At 70.8% G+C, this 18,098-nt stretch carries 13 protein-coding genes; 8 read left to right on the top strand and 5 right to left on the bottom strand.

The window, feature by feature from the left end; genetic code table 11:
* Positions 1-65: 65 nt before the first annotated feature.
* Together uvrA and AB4Z02_RS08365 are read left to right on the top strand one after the other, a co-directional pair.
* Positions 66-3,311 carry an excinuclease ABC subunit UvrA gene (gene uvrA, locus AB4Z02_RS08370; RefSeq protein WP_441970343.1) on the top strand — a complete coding sequence of 1,082 codons (3,246 nt, stop codon included), beginning with the start codon at positions 66-68 and terminating at the stop codon, positions 3,309-3,311.
* A gap of 203 nt (positions 3,312-3,514) precedes the next feature.
* Entirely contained in the window at positions 3,515-5,884 is a 2,370-nt protein-coding gene (locus AB4Z02_RS08365; RefSeq protein ID WP_441970342.1) for a hypothetical protein, read from the top strand.
* 113 nt (positions 5,885-5,997) lie between these two features.
* Here the strand turns inward: AB4Z02_RS08365 and AB4Z02_RS08360 are convergent, their stop codons facing one another.
* From AB4Z02_RS08360 to AB4Z02_RS08340, 5 genes are all read right to left on the bottom strand, one after another.
* On the bottom strand, positions 5,998-6,717 hold the full coding sequence (locus tag AB4Z02_RS08360; protein WP_056885365.1) for an ABC transporter ATP-binding protein: 720 nt from the start codon (positions 6,715-6,717) through the stop codon (positions 5,998-6,000).
* Positions 6,707-7,657, bottom strand: a complete 951-nt coding sequence (locus AB4Z02_RS08355) for an ABC transporter ATP-binding protein (protein ID WP_441970341.1) — start codon at positions 7,655-7,657, stop codon at positions 6,707-6,709. The genes AB4Z02_RS08360 and AB4Z02_RS08355 overlap by 11 nt, the downstream gene beginning before the upstream one ends.
* Positions 7,650-8,786: a branched-chain amino acid ABC transporter permease gene (locus AB4Z02_RS08350; protein ID WP_056885245.1), complete on the bottom strand. Its 1,137-nt coding sequence runs from the start codon at positions 8,784-8,786 to the stop codon at positions 7,650-7,652. The genes AB4Z02_RS08355 and AB4Z02_RS08350 overlap by 8 nt, the downstream gene beginning before the upstream one ends.
* On the bottom strand, positions 8,783-9,769 hold the full coding sequence (locus AB4Z02_RS08345; protein ID WP_056885244.1) for a branched-chain amino acid ABC transporter permease: 987 nt from the start codon (positions 9,767-9,769) through the stop codon (positions 8,783-8,785). The genes AB4Z02_RS08350 and AB4Z02_RS08345 overlap by 4 nt, the downstream gene beginning before the upstream one ends.
* A 115-nt stretch (positions 9,770-9,884) precedes the next feature.
* Positions 9,885-11,024, bottom strand: coding sequence for a branched-chain amino acid ABC transporter substrate-binding protein (locus AB4Z02_RS08340; RefSeq protein ID WP_082591000.1), 1,140 nt, complete (start codon positions 11,022-11,024; stop codon positions 9,885-9,887).
* Positions 11,025-11,328: 304 nt separating this feature from the next.
* On the opposite strand from AB4Z02_RS08340, the gene AB4Z02_RS08335 reads away from it, so the two are divergent.
* The 6 genes from AB4Z02_RS08335 to AB4Z02_RS08310 all read left to right on the top strand — a co-directional run bounded on the left by AB4Z02_RS08335 (position 11,329) and on the right by AB4Z02_RS08310 (position 18,028).
* Entirely contained in the window at positions 11,329-11,778 is a 450-nt protein-coding gene (locus AB4Z02_RS08335; RefSeq protein ID WP_441970340.1) for a Rieske 2Fe-2S domain-containing protein, read from the top strand.
* A 63-nt stretch (positions 11,779-11,841) separates the two neighbouring features.
* Entirely contained in the window at positions 11,842-13,824 is a 1,983-nt protein-coding gene (gene uvrC, locus AB4Z02_RS08330; RefSeq protein WP_441970339.1) for an excinuclease ABC subunit UvrC, read from the top strand.
* A gap of 86 nt (positions 13,825-13,910) precedes the next feature.
* Positions 13,911-14,768 (top strand): RNase adapter RapZ, encoded by an 858-nt coding sequence (rapZ, locus tag AB4Z02_RS08325; RefSeq protein ID WP_056885362.1) that lies wholly within the window; start codon positions 13,911-13,913, stop codon positions 14,766-14,768.
* A complete protein-coding gene (locus tag AB4Z02_RS08320) occupies positions 14,765-15,700 on the top strand; it encodes a gluconeogenesis factor YvcK family protein (RefSeq protein WP_441970338.1) in 936 nt (311 codons plus the stop codon). The genes rapZ and AB4Z02_RS08320 overlap by 4 nt, the downstream gene beginning before the upstream one ends.
* A 94-nt stretch (positions 15,701-15,794) precedes the next feature.
* Entirely contained in the window at positions 15,795-16,775 is a 981-nt protein-coding gene (whiA, locus tag AB4Z02_RS08315; protein WP_056885240.1) for a DNA-binding protein WhiA, read from the top strand.
* Complete coding sequence (locus tag AB4Z02_RS08310; protein WP_441970337.1) at positions 16,772-18,028, top strand: nucleotide sugar dehydrogenase; 1,257 nt, start codon at positions 16,772-16,774, stop codon at positions 18,026-18,028. Before whiA ends, AB4Z02_RS08310 begins: the two co-directional genes overlap by 4 nt.
* The last annotated feature ends 70 nt before the right edge of the window (positions 18,029-18,098 follow it).

Below are 18,098 nucleotides of genomic sequence, written 5' to 3'. Positions count from 1 at the left end.
TACGAGGCGTCGTCATGGGGTCACGGTAGGCGCTGGTGACGCGGCTGTCAGTGCAGGCACCTAGCATGAAGTGCGTGACCGCAGTGCACCCCACCACGCCCCCAGCCCGCCCCAACCACGACCAGCTCGTCGTCCGGGGCGCCCGCGAGCACAACCTCAGGGACGTCTCCGTCGAGCTCCCCCGCGACTCGATGATCGTGTTCACCGGCCTGTCCGGGTCGGGCAAGTCGTCGCTGGCGTTCGACACCATCTTCGCCGAGGGCCAGCGCCGCTACGTCGAGTCGCTGTCCGCCTACGCGCGGCAGTTCCTGGGACAGATGGACAAGCCTGACGTCGACTTCATCGAGGGCCTGTCCCCGGCGGTCTCGATCGACCAGAAGTCGACCAACCGCAACCCGCGGTCGACCGTCGGCACCATCACGGAGGTCTACGACTACCTCCGCCTGCTCTTCGCCCGCGCGGGCCGTCCGCACTGCCCGGTCTGCGGCGAGCCGATCACCCGGCAGAGCCCGCAGCAGATCGTCGACCGGCTGCTCGAGCTGCCCGACCGCACCCGCTTCCAGGTGCTGGCGCCCGTCGTGCGCGCCCGCAAGGGGGAGTACGTCGACCTCTTCACCGAGCTGCAGAGCAAGGGCTTCTCGAGGGCGCGGGTCGACGGCGAGGTCGTCTCGCTCACCGACCCGCCCAAGCTCGAGAAGCAGGTCAAGCACACCATCGACGTCGTCGTCGACCGCCTCGTGGCCAAGGGCGACGACGCGGGCGCCAAGCGCCGCCTCACCGACTCCGTGGAGACCGCGCTCGGCCTGGCCGGGGGCGTGCTCGTCGTCGAGTTCGTCGACAAGGAGGCCGACGACCCGGAGCGCGAGCGCCGCTTCTCCGAGCGGATGGCCTGCCCCAACGACCACCCCCTGTCGATGGACGACGTCGAGCCGCGCTCGTTCTCCTTCAACAGCCCGTTCGGCGCCTGCCCCAAGTGCAGCGGTCTCGGCACCGAGCTCGAGGTCGACCCCGAGCTCCTCGTCCCCGACGAGGACCTCTCCCTGGCCGAGGGTGCGATCGCGCCGTGGGCCCAGGGGAGCGGCTCGGCCGAGTACTTCCAGCGGGTCATGACCGCCCTCAGCCACGACCTCAAGTTCTCCATGGACGCGCCGTTCCACGCCCTCCCGGCGCGGGCGCGCGAGGCCCTGCTCCACGGCCAGAACTACAAGGTCCACGTCCGCTACAAGAACCGTTACGGCCGTGAGCGCTCCTACACGACCGGTTTCGAGGGCGTCGTCCCGTTCGTCAAGCGCCGGCACTCCGAGACGGACTCCGAATGGAGCCGCGAGCGCTACGAGGGCTACATGCGGGAGGTGCCGTGCCCCGAGTGCGGCGGGGCCCGCCTCAAGCCCGAGTCGCTCGCCGTCACCATCGGCGGCCACAGCATCTCGGCCATCTGTGCCCTCGCCATCGCCGAGTGCGCGGCCTTCCTCAAGGAGGTCGACTTCACGCCCCGCGAGCGCCAGATCGCCGAGCGCGTGATCAAGGAGATCGACGCGCGGCTGGGCTTCCTGCTCGACGTAGGCCTCGACTACCTGTCCCTCGACCGCCCGGCCGGCACGCTGTCCGGTGGCGAGGCGCAGCGCATCCGCCTGGCCACCCAGATCGGGTCGGGCCTCGTCGGCGTCCTCTACGTCCTCGACGAGCCGAGCATCGGCCTGCACCAGCGAGACAACCACCGGCTCATCGAGACGCTGACCCGCCTGCGCGACCTCGGCAACACCCTCATCGTCGTCGAGCACGACGAGGACACCATCGCCACGGCCGACTGGGTCGTCGACATCGGCCCCGGTGCCGGCGAGCACGGCGGTGTCGTCGTGCACTCCGGGCCCGTGCAGGGCCTGCTCGACCACCCGGACTCGGTCACCGGCAAGTACCTCTCCGGTCGCCTCGAGATCCCCACCCCGCTGCAGCGCCGGCCCCAGGAGAGGGGGCGCGAGGTCACCGTCGTCGGGGCGCGAGAGCACAACCTCGACGGTGTCGACGTCTCGTTCCCGCTCGGCAACCTCGTGGCCGTCACCGGCGTCTCCGGCTCCGGCAAGTCGACGCTGGTCAACGACATCCTCTACAACGTGCTCGCCAACAAGCTCAACGGCGCGCGCCACGTCCCCGGGCGCCACAAGACCGTGAAGGGGCTGGACCACCTCGACAAGGTGGTGCACGTAGACCAGAGCCCCATCGGCCGCACCCCGCGCTCCAACCCGGCCACCTACACCGGCGTCTTCGACGCGATCCGCAAGCTGTTCGCGACGACCACCGAGGCGAAGATCCGCGGCTACCAGCCGGGGCGGTTCTCCTTCAACGTCAAGGGCGGGCGCTGCGACGCCTGCTCGGGTGACGGCACCATCAAGATCGAGATGAACTTCCTGCCGGACGTCTACGTCCCGTGCGAGGTGTGCCACGGCGCCCGTTACAACCGCGAGACGCTCGAGGTGCACTTCAAGGGCAAGACCATCGCCGACGTCCTCGACATGCCGATCGAGGAGGCCGCAGACTTCTTCGCCGCGGTGCCCGGCATCGCCCGGCACATGAAGACGCTCAACGACGTCGGGCTCGGCTACGTGCGCCTGGGCCAGCCCGCGCCCACGCTCTCCGGCGGCGAGGCCCAGCGCGTCAAGCTGGCCTCCGAGCTGCAGAAGCGCTCCACCGGCCGCACCGTCTACGTCCTCGACGAGCCCACGACCGGCTTGCACTTCGAGGACATCCGCAAGCTGCTCGAGGTCCTGCAGGGGCTGGTCGACAAGGGCAACACCGTCATCGTCATCGAGCACAACCTCGACGTCATCAAGAACGCCGACTGGATCGTCGACATGGGTCCCGAGGGCGGCAGCGGTGGTGGCCTCGTCGTGGCCGAGGGCACGCCGGAGGAGGTGGCCGAGGTCGAGGGCAGCCACACCGGTCGGTTCCTGGCACCGGTGCTCGCCAAGAGCGCGCGCTCGACCCACCGGCCCACGGGCGCCAAGGTGCCCGCGGCCGGTGCGGCCAAGGCTGCGGCGGTGACCCGGGCCACGAAGCGCACGGCTGCCGCCACCGCCGCGCGGACGACGGCGACCGAGAAGGCGACCGCGACCCGGAAGACCGCCGCCGCACCGAAGGCACGCAAGGCCGCAGGCGCGGCAGCCTCGACCACCGCCCCGGCACGCAAGACCTCCACGGGCAAGGCGGCCGCTGCGGCTGGCAAGACCGCTGGCAAGACCGCCGGCAAGACCGGCGTGGGCAAGGGTGCGAGCACGGCGGCCGCGGGCAAGGGAGGCACCCGCAAGCGCGCCTGAGACCCCGGGCTCGTCCACCGGTCACGCAGCCGACCGAGGAGTCCGCCGAACAGCCGAACGCAACAACAACCAAACAGCCTGTTCTCCTCCGCCCCCTGCGGTAGGTCCTCCTGCCCCTGCAGGACGATCCGGGCACAGACGTCCTGGCGTCTCATGGGTACGTCGCCGCGACCGCGGTGTGTTCCCAGCCAAGGAGATCGGTCATGCGACCGTGGCCTGCCGTCCTGACCGCATCAGTGGTGGCGCTCGCCTCGGTGTGGGGGACCGCCGCCGCCGCGCCGGCGTCCGTCGCCGCCACGACGTCTGCGACCGTCGCCACCACGACCACCACCTCGACCACCACCGCGACCACCACCTCGACCACCACCTCGACTGGGGTCGCGGACCCGGCGTCGTGGTGGGGCACTAACGGCCGCGTCAGCGACACCCTGGTGTCCGGCGACCGGGTCTACCTCGCCGGTGGGTTCGACTACGTGGGCCCGACCACCGGGTACGGCGTGCCGGTCGACTCCGGAACGGGCGTGCGCGCTGCCTGGCCGAGCATCGACGGCCCGGTGGATGCGGCGATCCCGGACGGTGCCGGCGGCTGGTACGTCGCGGGACGGTTCAAGCGGGTCGGCACCGCGTACCGACCCGGTGCGGCGCGCGTCACGGCGGAGGGGCTCGTGTCCGCGTGGAACCCCAGGCCCGGCAGCCCGATCCGAGCCATGGCCCGCACCTCAGCCGGGGTGGTGCTCGGTGGTGACTTCCTGAGCCTAGCTGGAGTGCCGGCGACCCACCTCGCAGCAGTCGACCCCGACCTCGGCTCCATCGTCACGTCATGGACCGCCGCCCCCACCAACGCGACGGTGCGTGCCCTCGCGGCGGCCGGTGGCGCGCTCTACGCCGGCGGCGACTTCACCACGGTCGGTGACCAGCCGCACTCGGGTCTCGTCCGGCTCGACGCCTCGACCGGCGCGACCGACCCGGTGTTCGCCGGGGCTGCGTCCGGGGCCGTCCAGACCGTCGACGTCTCACCCGACGGCTCCGTGGTCTACGTCGGTGGCACCTTCACCGCAGTGTCCGGGCCCAGCGGCCAGGTCCCGCGCAGCCGTCTCGCCGCCTTCACCGCGGACGGCGTCCCGACCTCCTGGGCCCCGGCGGCCGACGGCACCGTCCGTGCGCTGCGCGTGGACCCGGCCACGGGCACGGTCTTCGTCGGGGGCCTGTTCGGCACCGTCTCCTCGGTGGGCCGGGCTCGGCTCGCGGCCGTCACCGCGGCGGGTGCGGTGACCTCGTTCAACGCGCTCCTCGCCGGCTGCAACACCCGGCACACGACCGGGTACGCCCACAGCAACCCGCCGTGCTCGGTCGAGGTCGCGGCGCTGCAGGTGCGTGACGGCGTGCTGTACGTCGGAGGCCGCTTCGGCCGGTCCGGGACCACCACGCGGCACGACGCGGCCGCCTTCCTCACCGGCACCGGTGCACTCACCGCCTGGAACCCGACGCCCGGCGACCGGGTCAACACCCTGGCCGTGGCCGACGACGCGGCGCGGGTCTACGTCGGTGGCGAGTTCACCAGCGTGAACGGCCAGGTGCGCCAGGGCGTGGCCGCCCTCGACATGAGGACCGGACAGCTCGACCCCACGTTCAGCGCCAACACCGACAACGAGGTGCTCGACCTCGCCCTGTCCACCGACGGCACCCGCCTCTTCCTGGCCGGGTCCTTCCTCACCGTCCGTGGGGTCAGCCGTCCGCGCCTGGCCTCGGTGGTGGCGAGCACCGGCTCCGTCGACGGCGTCTTCAAGCCGGTGGTCAACAACAGCGTGCTGTCGATCGGGACCGCCCGCGGCTGGCTCTTCGCCGGCGGCCAGTTCACCACGGTCAACGGGGTGACCCGCCGACACGTCGCCAGGCTGTGGGGGGCCAGCGGCGCCCTCAGCACCACGTTCGTCGCCGACACGGTCGGCCCGACCGGCGTACTCAGGTCCGGCGGGATGGTCCAGTCCCTCGCGGTCAGCAGCGACGCCGGCCGCGTCTACCTCGGAGGCCCCTTCACGACGGTGAACGGTCGCACCATGCCGGCCGGGATCGCGGTGGTCTACGGCACCAACGGCGCGCTCCACCCACGGCAGCTCGGCGGAGTGGGCAGGTGCTCGGGGGCCGGCCCGTGGGTCACCCGTCTCTACCTCAGCCCGGACGACCGGCGCCTCTACGGCGGCGACGTCTGCCCGGACAACATCTACCAGTGGGACGCGTACAACCTCAGCACGACGACCCGTCCGACCGGCCTGCTGTGGCGCACCTGGTGCAACGGCGGGATGCAGGGCGCGTTCGAGGTCGCCGGGCGGTTCTACTACGGCACCCACGGAAGCTCGTGCGCCGTGGCGCCCGGGAGCTCCACGCGGGCCGACCGGGCACGCTTCGCAGCGTTCAGCTCGAGCACAGGCGCGCTCGTGACCGGCACCGCGGCGTTCGACAGCGCCATGGGCGTATGGAGCGTCAGCGGCGTGCCCGGCGCGCTGGTGGTGGGGGGCGACTTCACCACCGTGAACGGCGTGCTGCACCAGGGTGTCGCCGTCGTCCCGCAGTAGACGCCGGGATGCCGGCCCCGACGTGGTTGAGGGGCGTGCTGCCCATGGGCAGCACGCCCCTCAGCCCTCGACGTGGGTCGTCTGCCCGAGTCAGGTGACGGGCCCGGGTCGGACTACAAGTCCCCACCGAGGTAGGCGGCCTTGACGGCGGGGTCGTTGGCCAGCTCCTCGCCGGAGCCCTCGCGGACGATCTCGCCCGTCTCGAGGATGTAGGCGCGGTGCGCGCGCTTGAGCGCCTGTGCCGCGTTCTGCTCCACGAGCAGCACGGTCGTGCCCTGCTGGTTGATCTCCGTGATGATGTCGAAGATCTGCTGGATCAGCTTGGGCGCCAACCCCATCGACGGCTCGTCGAGCAGCAGGAGCTTCGGGTTGGCCATGAGCGCGCGACCGATGGCGAGCATCTGCTGCTCGCCGCCGGACATGGTGCCCGCGACCTGGGTGCGCCGCTCGGCGAGCCGGGGGAACAGCCCGAACACGCGGTCGCGGTCCTCGCCGATCTTCGGCGACTTCCGGTCGGGGCGCGCGTAGGCGCCCATGTCGAGGTTCTCCAGCACCGTCATGCCGACGAAGCAGCCGCGGCCCTCGGGGGACTGCGCGATACCCAGCACCGGCCGCTCGTGGGCGGGGACGGTGGTGATGTCCTGGCCCTCGAACCGGATCGAGCCCTGCCGCACCGGGCGCAGCCCGGAGACCGTCTTCATCGTCGTGGTCTTGCCGGCGCCGTTGGCGCCGATGAGCGTCACGACCTCGCCCTCGCCGACCGTGAACGAGATGTTGCGGATCGCCTCGATGCGTCCGTAGTTGACGCAGAGGTCGTCGACCTCAAGAAGCATCTTCATCAACTCCCAGGTAGGCGGCGATGACCGCAGGGTTGTCCTGGATCTCGGCAGGCAGGCCCTCGGCGATCTTCTTGCCGAACTCCAGCACCACGATCCGGTCGGTCACGCCCATGACGAGCTTCATGTCGTGCTCGATGAGCAGGACGGTGTAGCCCTGGTCGCGGATCGACTGGATGAGCTCCATGAGCCGGGCCTTCTCGGCCGGGTTGAAGCCGGCAGCCGGCTCGTCCAGGCAGAGCAGCTTGGGGTTCGTCGCGAGGGCGCGGGCGATCTCGAGGCGGCGCTGGTCGCCGTACGGGAGGTTGCGCGCCAGCTCGTCGGCGCGCTTGTCCAGCCCCATGAACTTGAGCAGCTCGTAGGCGCGGTCCATGCCCTCGGACTCCTCGGCGTGGTGCTTCGGGAGCCGCAGGAGCGCGGAGAACATGCCGGTGGAGTGGTGCGCGTCGGCGCCGACGAGGACGTTCTCGAGCGCCGTCATGTTGTGGAAGAGCCGGATGTTCTGGAACGTGCGCGCGATGCCCAGCTTGGTGATCTGGAACTTCTGGCGCTTGCCCAGCGGCTCGCCCATGAACCGCACGCCGCCCGAGGTGGGCTGGTAGACGCCGGTCATGACGTTGAAGCAGGTCGTCTTGCCGGCACCGTTGGGGCCGATGAGGCCGAGGATCTCGCCGGTGTTGATGTGGAACGAGACACCGTCGAGCGCCGTGACACCGCCGAACCTCAGGGTGACGTCCTCGACCTCGAGCATCTTGCCCTTCGGCAGGTCGGCGACCTCCTCGACGGAGATGTCGACGGAGGTGTCCGGCGTCGCTTCGGTGTCGGGGCCGAGCACCGTGTCGTCGTCGACCCGGGTGCCCCGGGTCTCCTTGGCGGTGTCGTGCTGCTCGGGGTCGGGCGTGCTGTCGGGGGTGGCACCCGGTGTCGTGTCAGGCACGAGCCACTCCTTCCGCGTCGATCTGGTCAGGGGCTACCTCGTCGGCCTTCTTGGCGCGGACCGACCTTCGGGGTGGCATCAGGCCCTGCGGCCGGAAGATGGCCAGCGCCATGAGCGCGAGGCCGAACAGCAGGAACCGGGCGTCGGCGAGGAAGCGGAACTTCTCGGGCGCCCAGGTGAGCAGCGCGGCCGCCACCACGACGCCCCAGCGGTTGCCCTGGCCACCGACGACGACCATCGCCACGAACAGCACCGAGTAGAGGATGGTGAAGTTGTCCGGGTTGATGAACTGCTGCTTGGTGGCGAAGAGCGCACCCGACAGGCCACCGATGGCAGCACCGGTCGCGAACGCCAGCAGCTTGAACCGGAACGTCGGGACACCCATCAGCTCGGCGGCGTCCTCGTCCTCGCGGGTGGCCTCCCAGGCCCGGCCGACGCGCGAGTTCTGCATGCGCCAGTCGAGGAAGAGCACGATGAAGACCAGGGTCAGGGCCAGCCAGTAGTAGGGGATCGAGTCGGTGACCCCGAACTGCAGGAACCGCGTCTGGTTGGACAGGTCGACCTTGGCGACGAAGCCGTCCCACACCAGGTGGGGGATCCCGAACAGGTCGAGGTTCGGCGGCGTCGGGATGTTGGAGATGCCCCGTGAGCCACCGGTCAGGCTGTCGGCGTTGACGAGGATGAGGCGGACGATCTCACCGAACCCGAGCGTCACGATCGCCAGGTAGTCGCCACGGACACGCAGCGTCGGGGCACCGAGGACGATGCCGGAGACGAGGGTGACGACCATGGCGATGGGGATGCAGAGCAGCAGCGGCAGCTTGGCGTGAGCCGAGCCCAGCACACCGACGGTGAAGGCACCGATCGCGAAGAAGCCGATGTAGCCGAGGTCGAGCAGGCCGGCGTAGCCGATGACGATGTTGAGCCCGATGGCGACCAGGGCGTAGAGCGCACAGAGGAACAGCACCGCGCCGAAGTCGGAGTCGGTCGTGGTGATGAGCGGCGGGTTGATGATCGGCAGCAGGTAGACGATGACCGCCGCCGCGATGGCGAGCACGATCTTGGCCCAGCGGGGGAGCGCCCGGAAGCGGTCACCGATGCCGTGGAAGAACGAGGAGACGGCGTTCATGCGCGGGCCTTTCCGAGGGACTCACCCAACAGGCCGGTGGGTCGGAACAGCAGGATGATGACGAGGAGCGTGAACGCCACCACGTCCTTCCAGTTCGAGCCGAAGATCGCCGACCCGTAGCTCTCGGCCACCCCGAGGACGAAGCCACCGAGCAGGGCACCGCGCAGGTTGCCGATGCCGCCGAGGACGGCCGCGGTGAACGCCTTCACGCCGAGCAGGAAGCCGGCGTTGTAGCGCGTGACACCGATCTTGAGCAGGTACATCATCGCCGCGGCACCGGCCATGGCGCCGCCGATGACGAACGTGAGCCGGATGACCCGGTCGCGGTTGACGCCCATGAGGGCCGCAGCCTCGGGGTCCTGCGCGACGGCGCGGATGCCGCGGCCGAGGCGGGACCGCTTCACGAACTGGTCGAGGATGACCATCATGACGATGGCCGAGCCCAGCACGATGAGGTCGATGTTGGAGACGCGGTAGTCGAACACCCGGAACAGCCGGACGGTGTCGATGTTCAGCGGCAGCGGCGACGCCTCACGGGGACGGCCGACGTAGCTGGCGAGGTCGGTGTCCAGCCCGAACCACTTGAAGGGCTTGTCGCGCAGGCCCATCGCCTCGGACAGGACGAACGAGGCGCCGATCGCGGAGATGAGCGCGATGAGCGGTGGTGAGTTGCGCTTGCGCAGCGGCCGGTAGGCCACGAACTCCAGGCCCAGGGCGACCAGGGCCGAGGTGACCATCGCCGCGGCGAAGCCGATGACGAGGAAGCCGACGACGCCGACGCCGCTGGCCTTGCTCGCCCCCAGCGCGGTCAGGACCCACACGGAGGCGAAGCTGCCCCACATGAAGACCTCGGAGTGGGCGAAGTTGATGAGCCGCAGCACGCCGTAGACGAGCGTGTAGCCGAGGGCGATCAGCGCGTAGACGGCCCCGAAGGCCAGCCCGGTGATCGTGAACTCCCAGAAGTGGTTGAGGAGAAGATCCATCAGACCTCCGTATTGGGGGACCGCAGCGCCTCAGCGCGGCAGGTCCGGGTCCGGACGGGAACACGGTAGCGGCCAGGACCCTCGATGCAGAGAGCCCTGGCCGCCATGTGTGGTGCTACTTGATTTCCTGGTCCGGGACGATCTTGCCGCCGGAGACCTTGTAGGCCCAGACGGAGACCTCGGAGGGCTCACCCTTGGCGTCGAACTTGACGTTCTTGGTGACGCCCTGGGCGCTGTAGGAGCCGATGAAGGCGTTCATGTCCGAGGAGGACGTCTTGCCCGCGGCGATGCCGGCGAGGAAGACGTTCGCGGCGTCGTAGGCCTCGGCCGAGTACGTCGCGGGGTCGGAGTTGTAGGCCTTCTTGTAGGCGGCCGAGAACTCGGCAGCCTTGTCCGGGGGCAGGCACGGGCAGGTGACGATCGCGCCCTCGGCAGCCGCACCGGCGCCCTTGATGAAGCCGTCGTCCTTGACGCCGTCGGCGGCGACGAAGGTGCCGGTGAAGCCACCGGACTTGAGCTGCTTCACGAGCTTGCTCGCGTTGGAGTAGTAGCCGCCGTAGAAGAACACGGTCGCGCCCGAGGCCTTGGCCTTGGTGACGGTGGGGGAGAAGTCGTCCTGCTTGCCGTCCGCCGCGGTCTCGTCGCTGCCGGCCACGGCCGAGCCGAGGTCCTTCTTGACGATGTCGGCAAGGCCCTTGCCGTACTCGGAGGTGTCGTCGGAGACGAACACCTTCTGGGCCTTGAGGACGTCCTTGATGTACTTCGCCGCGGCCGGGCCCTGGGTGGCGTCGTTGCCGAGGATGCGGTGGAAGGTCTTCCAGCCGTTCTCGGACAGCGCCGGGTTGGTGGCGGAGGCCGTGATGATGTTGAGGCCGGCCTTGTCGAAGATCGGGTCGGCAGCCTTGGACTCACCGGAGAACGCAGGGCCGACGATGCCGACCAGCTTCTTGTCGGTGACGGCCTTCTGGGCCAGTCCGGGGGCGATCGAGGGGTCGCCCTGGCTGTCGAACGAGGTGAGCGAGACCTTGCAGTCCGCGTGCTTCTCGTTGTACTGGGTGACGGCGAGCTCGGCGCCGTTCTTGATGTTGATGCCGAGGTTGGCGGCGTCTCCGGTCAGTGCACCGAAGAAGCCGATCTTGAGGTCACACGCCTTGCCGCCGCTGCCGGAGCCGGCGTCGTTGGTGGTGCCACCACAGGCACTCAGTGCGAGGGCAGCAGCCACGACGGGCGCGCCAATCTTGAAGACGGAACGCAAGACTCCTCCTGAAGTCACTTTGGTGCTCGTGGAGACGGCGGTAGGCAGCACCCACGGTCACCCCGGTTGGGGTGTTGTGCAGACTATGACGCGGCTCGCAGGGAACAGGGGGACCTTGGTCTCAGGCGTGACCGTGTCGTTACCACGTGTCTCACCAAACGGCACATCCCAGACACCAGGCGTCCAGACGGCCCGGTGAACTCTCGTCGGGCCCCGTTCGTCCTACCGGGTGCGGGCGGCATACTCGGGCCCTCGCACCGCACCGGACGACCCCTGTGCGCGGCTCCCCACCGAAAGGCGCACCATGACCCAGACCGACGACCGATCCCCCGAGGGCCCCTCGCGCCGGACCGTCCTCGCCTCCGCCGGCCTCGGCGCCGTCGGTGCGGTGGGCGCAGCCTCCCTGGCGGGGTGCGGCTCGGCCCAGCAGGCTGCGAGCGACGCCGCCGGCTCGGCGACCAACGCCGTGAAGGACGCGATCTCCAAGGCCACCGTGCCGGTGGGCGGCGGGAAGATCTTCGCCGACCAGAAGGTCGTCGTCACCCAGCCGACGTCCGGGGACTTCAAGGCCTTCAGCGCGGTCTGCACCCACCAGGCGTGCATCGTCGCGGACGTCTCGGACGGCACCATCAACTGCGCCTGCCACGGCAGCAAGTTCGACATCACCACCGGCGCGGTCAAGAACGGACCGGCCTCCTCCCCGCTGCCCGAGAAGAAGGTCACGATCAGCGGGGACGGCATCAGCGTCACCTGAACCTCACCTCGGCGAACCTCACCTCGGCGCGGGGGCGTCGGTGGCGCTCCATAGAGTGGACTCGTGGCTGACCCGTCGACCTACCGCCCCGCCCCGGGGGAGATCCCGGTCGACCCCGGCGTCTACCGGTTCCGCGACTCGGCCCGCCGCGTCATCTACGTCGGCAAGGCCAAGTCGCTGCGCCCCCGCCTGTCGTCCTACTTCCAGGACCTGTCGGCCCTGCACCCGCGGACGGCCACCATGGTCACGACCGCGGCGAGCGTCGAGTGGACGGTGGTGTCCACCGAGGTGGAGGCGCTGCAGCTCGAGTACTCCTGGATCAAGGAGTTCGACCCGCGCTTCAACGTCAAGTACCGCGACGACAAGTCCTACCCCTACCTCGCCGTGACGATGGGGGAGGAGTTCCCCCGCGCACAGGTCATGCGCGGCGCCAAGCGCAAGGGCACCCGATACTTCGGCCCCTACGCCCACGCCTGGGCCATCCGCGAGACCCTCGACCTGCTCCTGCGGGTCTTCCCCGTCCGCACCTGCTCCTCCGGCGTCTTCAAGCGCGCGGGGCAGGTCGGGCGCCCGTGCCTGCTCGGCTACATCGACAAGTGCTCCGCGCCGTGCGTCGGCAGGGTGAGCCCGGAGGAGCACCGCGACATCGCCGCCGACTTCTGCGACTTCATGGCCGGCAACACCACCCGCTTCGTCAAGCGGCTCGAGCGCGAGATGGCCGCGGCCTCCCAGGAGCTGGAGTTCGAGCAGGCTGCCCGGCTCCGCGACGACCTCGTCGCCCTGGGCAAGGCCCTGGAGAAGTCGGCCGTGGTCCTCGGCGACGGCACCGACGCCGACGTGTTCGCCCTCGAGGAGGACGGCCTCGAGGTCGCCGTCCAGGTCTTCCACGTCCGCGGCGGCCGCGTGCGCGGCCAGCGGGGCTGGGTCGCCGAGATGGACGCCGAGTCCGTCCCCGAGATCGTCGGCCACCTCCTGCAGCAGGTGTACGGCGGCGAGTCCGGCGAGGGCGTACCCCGTGAGGTCCTCGTGCCCGTGCTCCCGGACGACCCTGACGCGGTGTCGACCTGGCTCGGGTCGCTGCGCGGCTCCAACGTCGACCTGCGCGTGCCCCAGCGCGGTGACAAGCGCACCCTGCTGGAGACCGTGCACCGCAACGCCAAGCAGTCCCTGGCCCGTCACAAGCTGGCCAGGGCGGGCGACCTCACCGCACGCAGCCAGGCGCTGCAGGAGCTGCAGTCCACCCTCGACCTCGTCGACGCCCCCCTGCGCGTCGAGTGCTACGACATCAGCCACATCCAGGGGTCCCAGGTCGTGGGGTCGATGGTCGTCTTCGAGGACGGACTGCCCCGCAAGTCCGAGTACCGCCGGTTCGTCATCCGCGGCGAGGACGTCGACGACACGGCGGCCATGGACGAGGTGCTGACGCGGCGGTTCAGCCGCTACCTCGAGGAGCGCGACCAGTCCTCCGACGTCGAGCTGGGCCCCGACCCCGAGGCCGGCCCGGAACGCATCGACCCCGACACCGGCAAGCCGAGGAAGTTCGCCTACCCGCCCAACCTCGTCGTCGTCGACGGCGGCCTGCCGCAGGTCAACGCGGCGCGGGCGGCACTGTCCGCGCTCGGCATCGACGACATCGCGGTCGTCGGCCTCGCCAAGCGGTTGGAGGAGGTCTGGGTGCCGGGGCAGGACTACCCCGTCATCCTCCCGCGCACGAGCGAGGGGCTCTACCTGCTCCAGCGGGTCCGCGACGAGGCGCACCGCTTCGCCATCACGTTCCACCGCCAGCGCCGGTCCAAGGCGATGACCGCCAGCGCCCTCGACGGCATACCCGGCCTGGGGGAGACCAGGCGCAAGGCGCTGCTGCGCCACTTCGGCTCGGTGAAGAAGGTCCGGGCCGCCTCGGTCGATGACCTCGTGGCGGTTTCGGGCATCGGCCCTGCGCTGGCGGCCACGATTGCGGCAGAGTTGTCCAGCGAGGGCCCGGCCACACCGGCCGTCAACCTCATGACCGGCGAGATCATCGACGAGGACGGGGCAGGGCAGTGAGCACCGAAGGGGGCACCCCAGGCGACACCGCGGGATCCGAGCAGCAGGAGGGGCACGACGAGGGGCAGCACGGGCAGCGCCCCGAGCTGGTCATCGTCACCGGGATGAGCGGCGCCGGCCGGTCGACCACGGCGAACGTCCTGGAGGACTCCGGCTGGTACGTCGTGGACAACCTGCCGCCCCACCTGCTGGTGTCGCTGGCCGACCTCGCGCACGGTGAGGGCAGCTCGGCGCGCCTGCCGCGGATCGCGGCCGTGGTCGACGTGCGGGCCCGCGGGTTCTTCGCCCACCTGCAGACCGCCCTCGGCGAGCTGCGCGAGCGCAACTGGCACCCCAACCTGGTCTTCCTCGACGCCACCGACGAGGCGCTGGTCCGGCGGTTCGAGTCGGTCCGCCGCCCGCACCCGCTCCAGGGCGAGGGTCGCCTGCTCGACGGCATCGTGCGCGAGCGCGAGATGCTGGCCGACCTGCGGTCGGTGGCCGACGTCGTGATCGACACCTCCGGCCTCAACGTCCACCAGCTCGCCAAGAAGGTCCACCCTGTCTTCGCCGGCGAGGGGGCCGGGCCCAAGGTGCGGATCGCGGTCATGTCCTTCGGGTTCAAGTACGGCGTGCCGCTCGACGCCGACTTCGTGTTCGACATGCGCTTCCTGCCCAACCCGTTCTGGATCCCCGAGCTGCGCAGCTTCACCGGCAAGGACCCGCAGGTGTCCGAGTTCGTCCTGGGCCAGGAGGGGGCGCCCGAGTTCGTGGAGCGGGTCGCCGCCCTGATGGAGCCCGTCGTCGCCGGCTACGTCCGCGAGGGCCGCCGCTACGCCACCCTGGCCGTCGGCTGCACCGGCGGGAAGCACCGGTCGGTGGCGGTCGCCGAGGCCCTGCGCTCGCGGCTGTCCACCGACGACGTCGCGACGTTCGTCGTCCACCGCGACCTGGGGCAGGAGTGAGCGGTCCCGCGGTCGTCGCCCTGGGGGGTGGGCACGGCCTGGCCGCCTCGCTGGAGGCGCTCAAGCTCGTCTGCGACGACATCACCGCCGTGGTCACGGTGGCCGACAACGGGGGTTCGTCGGGACGGCTGCGCGACGAGTTCAACGTGCTGCCGCCGGGCGACCTGCGGATGGCCCTGGCCGCGCTGTGCGACGACACCGAGTGGGGCCACACCTGGCGCGACGTCCTGCAGCACCGGTTCCACGGGGACGGCCCGCTCGGCGGCCACGCGCTCGGCAACCTGCTCATCACCGCCCTGTGGGACCTCGACCGCGACCCCGTCGCCGGCCTCGACCTGGTCGGACGCCTGCTCAACGCCCGGGGGCGCGTCCTGCCCATGGCGGCCGTGCCGCTGGAGATCACCGCCCAGATCGAGGGTCTCGACCCGTCCGACGCCTCGGCGGTGCAGACGGTCCGTGGCCAGGTCGCGGTCGCGTCCACCACCGGACGGGTGCGCAGCATCGCCCTCGAGCCCCACGACCCGCCCTCGGCCCCCGCGACGATCGAGGCGGTCCGCGAGGCCGACTGGGTGATCCTGGGCCCCGGGTCGTGGTTCACCTCAGTGATGCCGCACCTGCTGGTCCCCGGCCTGCGCGACGCCCTGCACGACACCTCCGCCCGGCGCCTGCTGACCCTCAACCTCGAGCACTCCGGCGAGACCGCCGGGTTCAGCTGTGCCCGGCAGGTGGAGGCGTTGGCCGACCACGCGCCCCGGCTGCGCCTCGACGTGGTCCTGGCCGACCCGGTCGCTGTGGACGACGTCGACGAGCTCCGGGCCGCGGCCGGGCGCCTCGGCGCGGAGGTGGTCATCGCGCCCGTGGCACAGCGCGGCGCACCGGGGCACCATGACTCGCTGCGGCTCGCGGCGGCGTACCGTGACCTCTTCGGGTGAGGCCCTGTCGGTGCGGTGACGCACGGGCCCGGCAGGACGAAGGCAGCGGTCGGTACTGCACCGGCTCGGTACGGCGAGATGGCAGGATGACGGCATGGCGATGACGGCGCGGGTCAAGGACGAGCTGAGCAGGCTCGACGTCACCAAACCCTGCTGCCGCAAGTCCGAGGTGGCCGCCACGCTGCGCTTCGCCGGTGGCCTGCACATCGTGGGCGGCCGGATCGTCGTGGAGGCCGAGCTCGACACGGCCAACGCCGCCCGCCGCCTGCGCAAGAACATCGGCGACCTCTACGGCCACCCGTGCGAGGTGCTCGTCCTGGCGGCCGGTGGCCTGCGCAAGGGCAGCCGCTACGTCGTCCGCGTCGTGCAGGACGGCGAGGCGCTCGCCCGCCAGACCGGCCTCATCGACTCCCGTGGCCGTCCGGTCCGCGGCCTGCCGCCCAAGGTCGTCAGCGCCTCGGCGTGCGATGCCGAGGCTGCCTGGCGCGGGGCGTTCATCGCCCACGGCTCGCTCACCGAGCCCGGCCGGTCGTCCGCGCTCGAGGTGACCTGCCCGGGCCCGGAAGCAGCACTGGCGCTCGTCGGTGCAGCGCGCCGCCTCGGCATCCAGGCCAAGGCCCGCGAGGTCCGCGGCGTCGACCGCGTGGTCATCCGCGACGGCGACGCCATCGGCGCCATGCTCACCCGGCTCGGCGCCCACGAGGCAGTCCTCGCCTGGGAGGAGCGCCGGATGCGCCGGGAGGTGCGCGCCACCGCCAACCGCCTGGCCAACTTCGACGACGCCAACCTGCGCCGCTCCGCCCGTGCGGCCGTGGCCGCCGGCGCCCGCGTGCACCGCGCCATGGAGATCCTCGGTGAGGAGATCCCGGACCACCTGCGTGAGGCGGGCGAGCTGCGGCTGCAGCACAAGCAGGCCTCGCTCGAGGAGCTGGGCCAGCTGGCGCAGCCGCCGATGACCAAGGACGCCGTGGCCGGACGGATCCGCCGCCTGCTCGCGATGGCCGACAAGCGGGCCCAGGACCTCGGCATCCCCGGTACCGAGGCCAACCTCACGCCCGACATGCTCGACGCGTGAGCGCCGCCCCTGACCAGGGCGCGGTCCCCGACGAGGGCACCGCTCCCAACCGGGGCGCCGGCCCCGACCAGGGCCCCGCCCGCACCAGGGTCACGGTCGTCGGCACCGGGTACGTCGGGCTCTCGATCGCCGTGCTGCTCGCGCAGCGGCACCCCGTCGTGGCCCTCGACATCGACGAGGCGCGCGTCCAGACCCTCAAGGGCGGCACCAGCCCCATCCACGATGCCGACATCCAGCGCTTCCTGGCGGGCGGGGGCCTCGACCTGTCGTTCACCACCGACCCCGACGAGGCCTACGCGGGGGCGGAGTTAGTCGTGGTCGCCACCCCCACCGACTACGACCCCGACACCAACTACTTCAACACCTCCAGCGTCGAGTCCGTCCTCAAGGACGCCTCGAGCCGCAACCCCGCCGCGACCCTGGTGGTGAAGTCGACCGTGCCGGTGGGCTTCACGAAGGAGGTGTCGGCGCGGCTCGGCCTCGACTCGGTCGTGTTCAGCCCGGAGTTCCTGCGCGAGGGCAAGGCGCTGTGGGACCTGCTCCACCCGTCACGGATCGTGGTGGGGGAACGCAGCGACCGGGCCCAGCGGTTCGCCGACCTGCTGCTCGAGGCGGCGCAGGAGGACGACGTCGCCGTCCTGCTGACCGACAGCACCGAGGCCGAGGCCATCAAGCTGTTCGCGAACACCTTCCTCGCGATGCGGGTGGCGTTCTTCAACGAGCTCGACACCTTCGCCGCCACCCACGGCCTGGACTCGCGCCAGATCATCGACGGCGTCGGCCTCGACCCGCGGATCGGGCACCACTACAACAACCCGTCCTTCGGCTACGGCGGCTACTGCCTCCCCAAGGACACCAAGCAGCTGCTGGCGAACTACCAGAACGTGCCCCAGAGCCTCATCGAGGGCATCGTCAACGCCAACACCACGCGCAAGGACTTCGTCGCGAACGACATCCTGCGCCGCCGGCCCACGGTGGTCGGCATCCACCGGTTGATCATGAAGTCCGAGTCGGACAACTACCGGTCCAGCAGCGTGCAGGGGATCATGAAGCGCATCAAGGCCAAGGGCGTCGAGGTGGTCGTCTACGAGCCGGGCCTGACCGGCGACCACTTCTTCGGCTCCCGGGTGGTGCGCGACCTCGCGGCGTTCAAGGCCGAGTCCGACGTCATCGTCGCCAACCGCATGGTGGCCGAGCTGCGCGACGTCGAGGCGAAGGTCTACACGCGCGACCTCTACGGCGGCGACTCCTAGCCGGCTGCACCTCGCCTTCTGCACATCGCCATCTGCACCTGGCTGGTCGCCGGCTCGTCGCCGTGGCCTG

Source organism: Pedococcus sp. 2YAF34, assembly GCF_052114585.1.
In the GTDB taxonomy this organism is placed as follows: Bacteria; Actinomycetota; Actinomycetes; order Actinomycetales; family Dermatophilaceae; genus Pedococcus.
This window is presented reverse-complemented; position numbering and strand designations above follow the sequence as displayed.

Coding starts and splice junctions, on each gene's coding strand:
- AB4Z02_RS08350 (WP_056885245.1), bottom strand. CDS start 8,786: ATGAACGCCGTCTCCTCGTTCTTCCACGGCATCGGTGACCGCTTCCGG.
- AB4Z02_RS08360 (WP_056885365.1), bottom strand. CDS start 6,717: ATGCTTCTTGAGGTCGACGACCTCTGCGTCAACTACGGACGCATCGAG.
- AB4Z02_RS08365 (WP_441970342.1), top strand. CDS start 3,515: ATGCGACCGTGGCCTGCCGTCCTGACCGCATCAGTGGTGGCGCTCGCC.
- AB4Z02_RS08335 (WP_441970340.1), top strand. CDS start 11,329: ATGACCCAGACCGACGACCGATCCCCCGAGGGCCCCTCGCGCCGGACC.
- whiA (WP_056885240.1), top strand. CDS start 15,795: ATGGCGATGACGGCGCGGGTCAAGGACGAGCTGAGCAGGCTCGACGTC.
- AB4Z02_RS08345 (WP_056885244.1), bottom strand. CDS start 9,769: ATGGATCTTCTCCTCAACCACTTCTGGGAGTTCACGATCACCGGGCTG.
- uvrA (WP_441970343.1), top strand. CDS start 66: ATGAAGTGCGTGACCGCAGTGCACCCCACCACGCCCCCAGCCCGCCCC.